The organism is Singulisphaera photorubra (assembly GCF_045290345.1).
GTDB lineage: Bacteria > Planctomycetota > Planctomycetia > Isosphaerales > Isosphaeraceae > Singulisphaera.
Genome location: NZ_CP155447.1, coordinates 4,485,140 through 4,497,780 on the forward strand (window position 1 = coordinate 4,485,140; position 12,641 = coordinate 4,497,780).

Here is a 12,641-nt window from a genome sequence, read left to right on the forward strand (position 1 = left end):
GGTCAGCAGCTCGCGCTCCATCTGAGCCAGCGACGCCATGACGTGAAAGAAGAAGCGACCGACCGGGGTCGTGGTGTCGATCCCGTCGGTCAGGCTGCGGAATTGGATCCCGCGACCCTGCAAGTCGGCCACGAAGTCGACCAGGCCCTTCACTGTGCGCCCGCTCCGACGGGGCCGGCCTCTGGCTTAGCGTTGTTTTGTGTCCATTTGCTACGGGAAGGCCCTGTTCTCAGGAATTTTGAAAATTCTTACGCCCCGATGAGGCGCATTGCACCCAATTCTCGCATGGTAGATTAGGGAGAATCCGACTCGATGAAGAGTCCGGACTAGTTCCGCGAATTCGTTGCCGCAGCGGTTAGTACCACTGACGCCCGCAACGAATTCAACGACTATGGGGCCAGAGGGGCGCCGGCGCCCCTCTGGCTTTCTCCATAACGAACGGGTGTTAGCTGGACTTCGACTGGTTCTTGATCTTTTCACAGGCCGCCTCGGCCTGTTTGCGAACCTCGGCGCTCGGATCTTCACGCAACCGCTCCAGCGCAGGGATCGCGCTCTGGGCATTGCGGCCAGCGATTCCCAGGAACTTGATGGCCAGCAGGCGTACGGCATCCTGATCGTGCCCAAGCTGCTCGACGAGTTCGGGGAGCGACCGTACGTCGGGTCCGGTACGCTCGAACTGGCGGAGCAATCTCTCGGCCGACCTGAGATTCTCTTTGGTCCCGGCAAGCAGGATGATGTCGGGAAGGAAGAGCGCCCCTTGGGGGCCCTGCCGTTGAATCGCCTTCGAGGCTGCCTGTCGCACTTCGGAATGGTCGTCCCGGAGCGCCTTGGCGAGATGAGGTCGGATCACGTCCGCGTCAAGTTCCAAACTCCCCAAGGACAGCACGGTCGCTTCCCGGACCTCGACCTGCATGTCACTCAACAGGGACGTCAGTCGGGTGAGCGCAGGTTGGGCCGATTTCCCCAACCCTCCCAGGGTTCGCACAGCGATCGTCCGGAGTCTTGGCGTCGGGTCGTCGAGCAAAGCAATGAGCGCTGGTACGGCATCGGAGGCGGCTTGACCATGACTTCCGACCATTTCCGCCGCCACGAACCGGACCTCCGGGTCGGGACTGTTCAACTTACCGATGACGACAGGCAGAGCTTGGCGACCAAGCGGGCCCAATGACCGAATGAGCTCGATCGCTTGCCGCTGCACCCGCGTGTCCGTGTCGTTGAGCAGGCCCGTGAGATCACCGAGCAGTCGCTCGTCGCGCGGAGCGGACTGAGCGAGGATCACGATCACCTGAAGTCGAAGCTCCGCGGAAGGGTTTTGGAGCAGCGCACGCACGGCCGGAACGGATTCCTTCGCTCGTGGCCCGATGTCGCGGATCGCGGTAAGAAACGCGGATTTAACCTCGAGGTCGGGGTCGTCCAGGCCAGCCATCAGCTTGTGTACCGTACCTGGAGCCAGCGGGCGAACCTGTCCGAGGGCCAGGGCCGCGCCCCGTCGAACTCGAGCGTCCTGCGCATCAACCAACGGCATCAGCAACGCAACGACGGGCGGGCCGATTTGCGCTAATGCCTCCGCGATCTGATCGATCCGACTGTTCTCATCATGGAGTGCATTGATGAGTCGGGGGGCTGCCTCCATGCCGATTTTGCGAAGCAGGAACGCGGCGTGGCGAGCAACGCCGTCCTGCTCCGCGGTCAAAAGCGACTCGAGTTCCAACGCCATGCGCGTGAGCAAACTCCGACGCTCGATGAGGCAATTGACGGCGGCCAACCGAACCTGTTCGTCCTCGTGCCGAAGATTTTCCACGAGGATCGGCAACAAGGCATCCTCGGACACACGGGATCTTTGCAGCGTTCTCAATGCGGCTGCTCTGACCACCGGGAAATCATCCTGAGCGCATTTGAGGGCAGCCTCTTGGGCCTGTTCATCGAACAAGGACAACGGCCCCAGGCTCTCGACGGCCCGCGCACGAATCAAAAGGTCCGGGTGCTTGGACGCGGCGACCAGAGGCTCGACTGCGGCCCTTCCGATTCGACCAAGCGCAAGGGACGCTTCCCGGCGAATCCGTTCACTCTTGTCCCCGAGCAATGGCAGCAGGTCAGGAATGGCGGTAGCCGCGTCGGGTCCGATTCGTCCCAGGCTCATGACGACTTCGGCTCGCACGCTTTCCTTACGCTCGTTCAGCAGCCCGCGCAGATCTTCGACGGCCGGTTTGCCAATGGCCGCGAGCGCCAAGGCGGAACGATAGTCCTGATGCGATTCTTCTTTCCCCTGTCCGCCATAGTTGGTCCGCAACGTATGAACGAGTGCGGGAACAGCCGAAACCGCGTCGGGTCCTAATGCGGTCACCGTATCAAGAACCGCCAATCGCACCTGGCCGTCTTTTTCCTTCATCAGCAAATCAATCAAGACGGGCAACGCTTTACGTTGTTCGCTCTTGGCGGCCAACCGAACCTGGATGGCCGCATTTCGGCGAATCTCCACGTTCTCTGCTCGCAGTGCCTCGATCGCGGATTCGATCCCAGCAGGAGTTGGCCCATCTTGGGCGAGCCCGCGCGTGGCCAGCGGTTCGTAGCCCGAAACCACCAGAAGAAGAAGTAACAAATCTCTGAGATCAGGCATCCGCATAACGGTCCTCCTCGATGATGCTGATCCCCGATTCTCCGAGCAAAAGATCCTGGTGCAGATCGTCACACGGCGGGTTCAATCGTTTGATCCCTCGGTCAGCGAGTCCAAATCTGGAATCACTGCGGAGCGGCTGACGGCTTGGACGCGAACCGCTGTCATGCCAGGAGACCGGGCAGCGGCTCGGTGCTATCGCCAAAGCGCTCGACAGGGACGTTGGCCTGTTGGAGCATCGCGAGCAGTAGGTTGGACATTGGTGTCTCCGCCCGGCACTTGAGATGCTGCCCCGATCGAAGCGTGCCTCCGCCCTTTCCCAGCACGATGACCGGCAGGTTGACATGGTCGTGGCGGTCGCCGTCGCTGATCCCACTGCCGTAGAGGACCATCGAGTTGTCGAGCAAGGTCGTCCCGCCTGCTTCCTCGACAGTCATCATCTTTTCGATCATGTAGGCCAGGATCGAGATATGGTAACGGTCGATCTCACGGAGCTTTCGGTTCTTCTCGGCTTCGTTCGCGTGGTGAGAAAGCTCGTGGTGGCCATCGGTGAATCCCAGCCACGGATAATTCCGGTCGGTCGCTTCCTTGGTGACCATGAAGGTGGAAGCCCGGGTGCTGTCGGTCTGAAAGGCCAGGACCATCAGGTCACACATCAGACGCAGGTGCTCGTCGAAGTCTTCGGGAATGCCCTCGGGTCGCGAAATCTCCGATCCCGAAAGCTCCACGGATGCGACGCCATGTTGAATCCGACGTTCCACCTCGCGCACGCCTGTGAGGTACTGGTCAAGCTTGCGTTGATCGGTCTTCGCGACCCGATTGCGAATCCGGTTTGCATCGTCCCGCACGTAGTCAAGCATACTCTTGCGGTAAAAATCGCGGTCGGCGACTGTCGCCTGGGTCAGGCCACGGCTCCCTTTTGTGAACAGGCGATCGAAAACGACCTTGGGATTCATCTCATACGGGGCTGGCGACGTCGGAGTCCGCCACGAGATGTGCGTTTTGTAGGTCCCGCTGTAGCCGAATGCGTTTCCGGAGCGGGCTGACTCACAGCCCAGTTCGAGGCTGGGAAAGCGAGTCTCGTTCCCAACATGTCGCGCATAGAGTTGGTCGGCGGAAATGTCAACGCGAACGGCATCTTGCGTCCGATACGCTTGTGCGCCGGTCAAGAAACTCGCCGAGCCTTGACCATGTCCGCATCCATCGATATCGCCGTTAGTGAGCGCGGTGTTGTGGGTCAGACCGTGAAAGCAGTTGAGAGAGTCGCGCGCGAACGCAAGGGGCCGAAGTGTCTCGGGCAAGTCGACCAGCGCTCCCTCGTGCTCCGGGAACCAGGTCGGCAGGTGCACGCCATTGGGAACGTACCAGAAGCACATTCTAACCGGCGGCTTGGAGGATCCCGTGGCCGCTCGACCGACGGACGCGAGGCTTTCCATCCATGGAAGTGCGAGAGCGGCCCCCATGCCACGGAGCATCGTTCGCCGGTTCACGTGAATTGCCATGTCGACTTTCCCCCATTGACCAGAGAAACGCGGGCGACTCCGGACACCTGAATCGAGGCTGAGCAGAAGCGGAACCATGAAAAACGAATCAGTTCACTCCGCCACGACTCTGAAACGCTTTGCTCTCCACAATTCCAAAGATGACATTCTGAATTCGATAGTCGTCAGCGGCCAGTTGCTTGCGAACATCCTCAATCGTGCAGTAGTCGTAAACTTCCAATCCTCGTCCTAATCCGTAGGTTAGCATGTTTTTGATCAGGGTGGTCGCAAACTTCTTGGTGGCCGTCGCCCCCAGGAGCTGCTTCAACTCCTGAGCGTCCGCGAACTTGTCTCCACCGAGGAGTTCTCCGGAAGGATCGATGGGGAATTGTCCGTCCTTGGTTCTCCAACGCCCCACCGCATCGTAGTTCTCCAGAGCAAAGCCCAGGGGATCCATCTGCTGGTGGCACGAGGAGCATTTGGGGTCGGTTCGATGAATCTGCATCCGTTCTCTCAACGTCCCCGCGTCAGCGGCCTGATCGCTTTCATCCAGCTTGGGGACTTCGGGCGGAGGCGGTGGCGGCGGCGTCCCAAGCACCTGCTGCAAAATCCATTGGCCCCGTTTCACCGGAGAGGTTCGGTTGGGGTTGGAGGTCAGGGTGAGGACGCTCGCTTGTGTCAGCACGCCGCCTCGCCGCCGATCCGCCAGGGCCACCTGTCGAAACGCATCGCCCGTAACACCTTCAATCCCGTAATGTCGCGCTAAGGTCTCGTTGACAAAGGTGTAGTTGGAGTCCAGCAACTCGAGTGCACTGCGATTATTGCGCAGAATATAGGCAAAGTACTGCTCTGTCTCTTTGACCATCGCCGTCCGCAATGCGTCGTCGAAATCGGGGAATAGATCTTTGTCCGGGGTCACCCCCCCTAGCCTGCGGAGTTGTAACCATTGGCCAGCGAAGTTCTCCACGAACTTGTCGGACTTGGGGTCATTCAACATTCGAACGACCTGGCGCCGGAGATTGGCGTTGAGCGTGCCCTCGCCTGCTTCGCGGAACAAGGCGGCGTCAGGCATGCTGCTCCATAGAAAGTATGAGAGCCGGCTGGCCAATTCGAATCCGCTCAATGGGCGGTCCGCAGGCGTGTTTTCCGGTTCGACAAGGAACAGGAACTGGGGGGACGCAAGGACTGTCGTCAGCGCAAGCTGCACGCCCCGTTCGTAGCTCTCACCTCGGTCATGGGCCAGCCGATAGATTTGCAGGATCCGGTCGACTTCGTCCGGCGGCACCGGCCGTCTGTACGCCCGTTCGGCGAACTTGGCGATGACCTGACGGGCACAATCGATTCGCGATTGATCGCCGTACTCAGGCGTGCAAACGAGAATTCTCCGATGCGACTCGGGAAGTGATTCCGTTTTGAGAGCAAGCGGACCACGCACGACCATCGAGTCCACATGAAGACCTCGATTCCCCGCGTAGCGCTGGTCCCCGCTCACATTGGCAGCGATCTCTTTCGGCTTGACGACATTCGCACTCTCGGCCTGACCGGGCGCCAGCGCGACATGGACCTGGCTGTCCCCCTCGGCAACCTTGAGCCAGTAGCGATAGACCACCGTCTCGTCCTGGACGCGCACGGCATCCACGGTTCGGCTGTCCTTGCCAAACCCGATCACCAATCGAGGCGGAAGAACGGATTCGGCAATCCCCACTCGCACCAGACTGAATTCGACCTGATACCGACCCGGTTTCAGAGTGTGTTTGAACTCAACAGCTCCGTTCGGCGGAAGCGGATACGTCTTCAAGCCGATCAATTCGATGGGCGAGAATTTGTCAGCTTCAGGCAGAACAATCGCCTTGTCCAAGGCCAGTTCCGCCGCGTCCAGATACTTCTCAATATGAACGGGCGAGAGGTTTAACGCCGATCCGACATTGTCGTAACCAAACCCAATATCATCCGGGGGAAAGTCATCCGCCAGCTGGAGCTCGAGGCCGAGCAAATCGCGGATCGTATTGTTATATTCTTGCCGATTAAGCCGCCGAATCACGACCGGTGCCGCACTCTCCCTCTGGCCGCATTGCGCGGTCAGGTAATCATTTTCGATCCAACCGATCAAGCTATCCAACTCTTTCAACGAGGGTTGGGGCTTATTCACCGGTGGCATGATATGCCCTTCCATCGCATCCCGAACGCGGAGCCAAGTCTTCTCGTCCTTGATGGCCGCCGCCTGGTCGTCGAAGCGATCCAACGCGATTCCCGCTTCCGGATTCTCGGTCGTATGGCAGTCGAAGCAATACCGCTCGAGGACCGGCATGACGTGTGTCTGGAACGCGTCCTCCGTCCCTGGTTCTCGCGCGGTGGCCGCCGGAAGGGCTGTGATTATCCTCAGGGGCAGAGCGAGAAGGACTACGATGCCGAACGCCGTGAAGCCATACCTCATCCGCTTGAAATTGAGCGTATTCATGATGTTTTTCAGCTCATGTCAATAGCCTGCATGCAATTTCAGTATGATCTGGTACGACTTTAGTCCCTGGAGGCTCCCACTGACTTCCGAAATTGGCGTTGCTGCTTCCAGGACCGCTTGCAATCGTTTTGAAAAAGTATTTGACACGGACCCCATTCCCGCGTCCAGGTGATATTTCCTGAAATCAGAGAGTGGCATGGGATGGATACTCGATCGAACCGCTTGATGCCCCCACCCAATTCGACCTCCGACCGGTCCCGCCCTGGGGCGGTCAACTTGGCTCCGGACTTGTTATTGGGTAGAGTAGTAACGATTCGGGCACGCGGCGCGGGGGTAACTCCTCGCAGGCGCGTGCTTTGGCTCGTGTTTTTTTGCGTCCGGGATCCCCCCGCCTAAAAGCCGGACGGGCCTTGGCCCGCATCTCGGTGATCGTCTGATTCGACTCGTTTTAAGTTGAGAGCTACCGGCCGAAGACTTTACGCCATCGGCCGAGGTGTGAGCCTGTCGGTTAACAGGCCCCGTTCCTTCTTTTATTCCCCACGCACGTCTCCTCTGGTATGGATCAAGGTGGTCGAGGATCATGAAAGCTGGCATCGTCGGTCTGCCAAACGTAGGTAAGAGCACGCTGTTCAACGCTCTCACAAGCTCCAAGGCCGCGCAGAGCGCCAATTATCCGTTCTGCACGATCGAGCCCAACGAAGGAATTGTGAGCGTCCCCGACGACCGACTGAGGCGGATCAGTACCTACATCGTCCCCAAAAAGCTCGTGCCCACCGCGCTCAAGCTGGTGGATATCGCCGGGATCGTCAAAGGAGCGAGCGAGGGACTCGGACTCGGCAACAAATTCCTCAGCCACATCCGCGAAGTTGACGCCATCCTCCAGGTGGTCCGCTGCTTTGAGGACCCCGACGTCGTTCACGTCGCCGGCGCGGTGAACCCGGTCTCTGACATCGAGACCATCGAAATCGAATTGATGCTGGCCGACATGCAGACCCTGGACAATGCCTTGCCCCGGGCTGAACGGACCGCGAAAGGGGGAGATAAAGAGGCGAAGCAACGGGTCGACGTGATCCGCAAATGCCTCGAGCACCTCGGCACCGACGAGCCGCTTCGCAAGCTCACCCTGGATGAGTCGGATGCCAAGTCCATCTCAAGCTTCGGCCTGATGACCGCCAAGCCGGTCCTCTACGTCGCCAACGTCGATGAGAACGACCTGGCCGGAGAGGGGCCGCTCGTCCAGCAGGTCCGCGAGTTCGCCGCCAAGACCGGCGCTTCGGTCGTGCCCGTCTGTGCGAAACTCGAGGCCGAGATCGCCGAGCTCGACGAGGCGGATCGCGCCGAGATGCTGGCGTCGTCGGGCCTTCAACAACCGGCACTCACGACCCTGACCCGCGAGGCCTACCGGGTACTCGGCCTCCACAGTTATTTCACCGCCGGCGAAAAGGAAGTTCGCGCCTGGACGATCCCAATCGCCGCGACCGCCCCACAGGCTGCCGGAGTGATCCACACCGACTTCGAGAAGGGGTTCATTCGCGTCGAGGTCTATTCCCTGAACGACCTCGAAACCTACCGTAGCGAGAAAGAGATCCGTCAGGCCGGTCGGCTCCGCGTCGAAGGTAAGAATTACGTCATGCAGGACGGCGACATCTGCCACTTCTTGTTCAACAACTGAGCCGACGCCTCGATCAAGGGGCGGCCGGCTTCGTCGGAGTGTTGATCTCCGACCGTCGGCCGCCTCTCAGCCCACCGTTGAAACCCTGCATTCTCGAAAACCCAGGAAAGCCGATTCCAGCACGGCTTGATCCCTCCGCACCTTGCGAGGAACCACTCGCCATTCCTCAATGGCTTGTCTTGTCGGACGTCGCTTCCTTCTGGAATGAGGCTCGGACGTCGGATGCATCGGCGTTGGGGAAGTTTTCCCGCTGGACCATGAGGATGTAGATCCGCTCCTTGGCGGGATCGATCCAGGCTTGGGTTCCGTACGCACCGCCGTGACCGAAGCTTCCGGGCGAGAGCATGGCAGTGACACCCTGTGGTTCACGGACGACACACCAACCCAGGCCCCAGCCGTTGCCTGGGGTGAAGCCTGTCTTCAGGTCCTGTGTCTGGAGCGAGGTCATCAGCTTGACGGAATCCGGTTTCAAATAGCGCGTACCGTCGAATTCGCCACCGCGAAGGATCAACTGGCAGAAGCGTGCGTAATCCTGGGCCGTCGAGAACAGGCCCCCGTTGGCCGCGGGGAACCGGTCCCGGCTCGTCGGACCTTTTCCGTACAGGATGCGGTTCTCCGCCAATTCGAGCTCCCCTTGGCTCGTCTTTCGATAGGGCTGGGCGAGCCGGGAGACCTGCTCGTCAGAGAGGTAGAAGGTCGTATCGTTCATGCCGAGCGGTTTAAACAACCGCCGATCCAGGAAGGTGTCGAACGGTTCGCCCGAGACGACCTCGACAATCCGCGCTGCGGTGTTGATTCCCGACTGGCAGTAAACCCACTTCGAGCCGGGCTCAAACGACACTGGCTTCGCGACGTACAAGGGGATCAGGCCGGCCAAATTCTTGATTTCTCGGGCCTCCTTGGGCGAGATCTCACCCATTCCCGAGGTGTGGGTCAGCAGGTGACGGAGGGTGACCCGCGCGGGGGTTCCCTGAGTGGTTGCGAGCTTCGCGAACTCGGGGAGGTGCTTCTCGACCGGGTCGTCGATGGAGAGCTTGCCCTCCTCTTGAAGCATCAGGACGGCCGTCGCCGTGATCGGTTTCGTCATCGACGCGATCCAGAAGATCGTGTCGGGACGCATCGGCCTGTCTCCTCCGATGTCGGCCTTGCCCGAAGCGACAACATGGAGGGTCCGGCTGGGTGACGCGACGAGCGTCACTGCGCCGGAGATTTCCTTGGCGGCGATAAATTGGCGCATCTGCTGGCTGATCGCGGCGGCGACGCCTGGCTTGACGCGTTCCCCCGTCTCCTGAGCGACGGCGCCGCCGACTGTCGCCAGGACGAGCGTGATCGAGGCGATCGTCCTCGAGAAAGGCGACCACGAAAATCGAGTCATACGATCTCTCCGTGCTCAGTGAATGGCCATCCGCCGGTCGCCCGACAAAGCACAAGGGCTAACCGTTTCAAAGTTGGATCGAACGGAGAGGTTATCTTTTCATCCCCCGTCCGAAAACGCAAAGGAAACGACCGACCGCTTGCTCGCCGCAGGAGAAGCCATTTTCCGTGGGATCATCATCTCGACAAGCGTTCTGGCAAACGTCCGATCCACAATCGAGACCTTCGCCAAAGTGACCTTGAAGGATTGTTTAATCATGGTTTGCTGTGGATTTTGGGCCGCAGTGCGGCGTTCCATTTCAAATTCGCCGAACCGATGCGAGCGGTCAGAGTCCCCTCCTCGGCCGAGCAACGATTGAATATGATGCTGAACCTGGGTGAGGATGAGTCCGACAAGACGGGGGTCGACTGATGCGCCGGTGCGACTGGGCAACGAACGAACTGGCGATCCGCTATCACGACGAGGAATGGGGCGTCCCGGTCCACGACGACTTGCGTTGGTTTGAGTTTCTCATTCTCGAAGGAGCCCAGGCGGGCCTCAGTTGGGACACCATCCTCAAGAAGCGGCAAAGCTACCGAGCAGCCTTCGATGGGTTTGATCCGGCGCTCGTCGCCCGCTACGAAGGGAAGAAGGTCGAAGCCCTGCTCGCCAATCCTGGAATCATCCGCAACCGACTGAAGGTGAACTCCGCCATCAAGAATGCCCGAGCGTTTCTGGAGGTTCAGCAAGAGTTCGCAAGCTTTGACACTTACATATGGGGATTCGTCGGAGGAGGCCCCATCTCGAATTCCTGGCGAACCCACGGGGAAGTTCCAGCCCGGTCCGACGTCTCGGATACCTTGAGCAAGGCCCTGAAACGCCGAGGGTTCACCTTCGTCGGCTCAACGATCTGCTACGCTCTGATGCAGGCAACGGGCCTGGTCAACGACCACCTCGTCGATTGCTTCCGGTACCCTCAGGTCGGATGATGGTTGCTTCACTGAACATCAACGACGTTCGCATGATTTCACCGATTCGCAATCGAGGGAAATTCTCCATGACTCAATATGTTCGCGGCCTTGCTGGGCTTCTTACCTTGGGGAGCCTGGTGCTGGGCATTTCGGCGGCCCAGGCGGACGAGCGTCTCAAAGATATCGCCTGTCGTTCGGTCCATCTTGGCTACCCAGCCCCTGAGGGGGTTGCGTTTTACAATGAGGTCACAATCCAGCAGTCGGCCGTGGGCACTTACTTCATGGTCTGTGGCTGGAACAAGGGCTACTTCGGCTTGCAAGAGCTCGCCAACGGTAAGAAACTGCTTCTGTTTTCGGTCTGGGATTCCCAACAGAACGACCCCAAAGCCGTCAAGGAAGACGATCGCACCAAGCTCATCAGTAAAGATGAGAGCGTCCGCATTGGCCGATTCGGTGGCGAAGGGACCGGCGGACAATCGTTCTTCGACTACAACTGGAAGGTGGGAGAAACGTATCGGCTTCTGGTCACCGCGAAAGTCAAGGAACAACGCACGGAGTACTCGGGCTACTTCTTCGTTCCCGAGAATCAGGCGTGGAAACACCTGGTCACCTTCTCCACCGTGACCGGCGGCAAGAATCTGAGCGGCTACTACTCGTTTATCGAGGACTTCAAACGGGATCGCGTTTCCGCAACCAAAGCCCGCCTGGCCCACTTCGCTAATGGTTGGGTCATAACTCAGACGGGTGACTCGATCTCGCTTTCCAAAGCCCGATTTACCGGCGATTCCAACCCGGCCACAAACATTAACGCGTACGTTGATGGCGAGCGATTCTTCCTGGCGACCGGCGGTGAGACCAAGAACAGTGGTGCGAAGTTGCGTGAGTTGATGAGTCTGCCCGCTGGAGTCACGCGGAAGCTGCCCGACGGCCTGCCGCTCGCGGCACTCCCGGCCGTGGCCGGCCACCTCAAAGTCGCGGCGGCCCAATCCGGTTTAACCCCACTGTCGGTGGCCAAGCAACTTCCTGGCCTCCAATTGTTCCAAGGCCCGTGGGATAACAGGAACGTCCATCGTAAAAGCGTTTTGCTTGTGCGAGGTCACGACGGAAAGTCGTCGGCAAACCTGCTCTTCGACGCCGAGCGCGTGATCGCCGTTCAGTGCGCGGACGGTCTGTGATCCTTAAGACACGGAGCGCGACCACGCCCTCGCCACGGACGGCTCCAGACTGGTCCTGCCTTCGGACTCGAAAATTCCATTCTTGCACGAGACCGATTTCGTTGCTCCCAAAAGGGTCAGCCAATCCAATGATTACGGCCCTCGGATGTCCGCTCAAGCGATCCTGGCGTTTCTGACCGAGAAGGAAGGTTGCCAGCCCGGCCCCCAATCCCCCGAACCGACAAGGCGTGCGTCACATGATGTCCAAGCTTGAAGTAACTGGTCGGATGGCACACCCGGGGGGCACGATTTGTCTGATATTCATTGAATCCTACAATCAAGGAACAATCGGCGCGAACCCGACGTATTAACTGCGGGGGATTTGATTCTGTCCTCAAGCCCCCACTGACTGACTGACCCCAAGCCGCCACAAGGAGGCCGCTATGTTGAGCACGATCTCCGAAACGACCATGTGGCAGCGTCATCTCGCCTCCGTGATCCGTTCGGGCCTGATCGATCGGGCCGCGGTGGTTGATTTCCGGGGCCTTCACGCCGTTGTCGGCGTCTATAAAGACGGCTCGTACTCCGCTCCTCTGGCAAAATATAGCGAATACCGCCGGGCGGAGGATGCGATGGCCGTCGTCCAGCGGCTCGCCGAGCCCACCGCTCTGGTCGAAGCCAACTAAACCGTACTCTCGCTAAAATGAATGCACACGCCCGCCCCGGTCAGATCGGACCGAGTCGGGCGTTTTCGTGCGCCTGGCCTGTCATCAATTTGAGACGAAAGTCTTCCGCGGAGCGGATCGGCTGAAGCCGCATGGTTGTGCAAAAAGGCCATCGTGGCCGACCGATGAGGTCGGCCACGATGGCCGGTGGAGAATCAGACTCTCACGATCGACGGCCTTTGAGCGAGAGCGGGAGGCGATCCCGCTCCGTT

At 59.6% G+C, this 12,641-nt stretch carries 9 protein-coding genes and 1 pseudogene; 4 read left to right on the plus strand and 6 right to left on the minus strand.

Going from position 1 to position 12,641, the window contains the following annotated elements; all coding sequences use genetic code 11:
- Positions 1-27: 27 nt before the first annotated feature.
- From V5E97_RS16995 to V5E97_RS17010, 4 genes and pseudogenes are all read right to left on the minus strand, one after another.
- A pseudogene (locus V5E97_RS16995) lies at positions 28-153 on the minus strand (recombinase family protein); the annotation flags it as partial.
- A gap of 292 nt (positions 154-445) precedes the next feature.
- Positions 446-2,623 (minus strand): HEAT repeat domain-containing protein, encoded by a 2,178-nt coding sequence (locus tag V5E97_RS17000; RefSeq protein ID WP_406700487.1) that lies wholly within the window; start codon positions 2,621-2,623, stop codon positions 446-448.
- A gap of 155 nt (positions 2,624-2,778) precedes the next feature.
- Positions 2,779-4,116 carry a DUF1552 domain-containing protein gene (locus V5E97_RS17005; protein ID WP_406700488.1) on the minus strand — a complete coding sequence of 446 codons (1,338 nt, stop codon included), beginning with the start codon at positions 4,114-4,116 and terminating at the stop codon, positions 2,779-2,781.
- 88 nt (positions 4,117-4,204) lie between these two features.
- Complete coding sequence (locus V5E97_RS17010; RefSeq protein ID WP_406700489.1) at positions 4,205-6,553, minus strand: DUF1592 domain-containing protein; 2,349 nt, start codon at positions 6,551-6,553, stop codon at positions 4,205-4,207.
- A gap of 580 nt (positions 6,554-7,133) precedes the next feature.
- On the opposite strand from V5E97_RS17010, the gene ychF reads away from it, so the two are divergent.
- Positions 7,134-8,225 (plus strand): redox-regulated ATPase YchF, encoded by a 1,092-nt coding sequence (gene ychF / locus V5E97_RS17015; RefSeq protein ID WP_406700490.1) that lies wholly within the window; start codon positions 7,134-7,136, stop codon positions 8,223-8,225.
- A 166-nt stretch (positions 8,226-8,391) separates the two neighbouring features.
- Here ychF and V5E97_RS17020 read toward each other — a convergent pair whose 3' ends face one another.
- Both V5E97_RS17020 and V5E97_RS17025 read right to left on the minus strand, forming a co-directional pair.
- Positions 8,392-9,600 carry a serine hydrolase domain-containing protein gene (locus V5E97_RS17020; RefSeq protein ID WP_406700491.1) on the minus strand — a complete coding sequence of 403 codons (1,209 nt, stop codon included), beginning with the start codon at positions 9,598-9,600 and terminating at the stop codon, positions 8,392-8,394.
- A 99-nt stretch (positions 9,601-9,699) separates the two neighbouring features.
- On the minus strand, positions 9,700-9,897 hold the full coding sequence (locus V5E97_RS17025) for a hypothetical protein (protein WP_406700492.1): 198 nt from the start codon (positions 9,895-9,897) through the stop codon (positions 9,700-9,702).
- Between the two features lie 113 nt (positions 9,898-10,010).
- Here V5E97_RS17025 and V5E97_RS17030 point away from each other — a divergent pair, with 113 nt between their 5' ends.
- The 3 genes from V5E97_RS17030 to V5E97_RS17040 all read left to right on the plus strand — a co-directional run bounded on the left by V5E97_RS17030 (position 10,011) and on the right by V5E97_RS17040 (position 12,390).
- The gene (locus V5E97_RS17030; RefSeq protein ID WP_406700493.1) at positions 10,011-10,568 is read left to right on the plus strand and encodes a DNA-3-methyladenine glycosylase I; all 558 of its coding nucleotides are present in this window, start codon (positions 10,011-10,013) and stop codon (positions 10,566-10,568) included.
- 68 nt (positions 10,569-10,636) lie between these two features.
- Positions 10,637-11,725 carry a DUF3472 domain-containing protein gene (locus V5E97_RS17035; RefSeq protein ID WP_406700494.1) on the plus strand — a complete coding sequence of 363 codons (1,089 nt, stop codon included), beginning with the start codon at positions 10,637-10,639 and terminating at the stop codon, positions 11,723-11,725.
- A 422-nt stretch (positions 11,726-12,147) separates the two neighbouring features.
- Positions 12,148-12,390, plus strand: coding sequence for a hypothetical protein (locus V5E97_RS17040; RefSeq protein WP_406700495.1), 243 nt, complete (start codon positions 12,148-12,150; stop codon positions 12,388-12,390).
- Positions 12,391-12,641 lie beyond the last annotated feature (251 nt).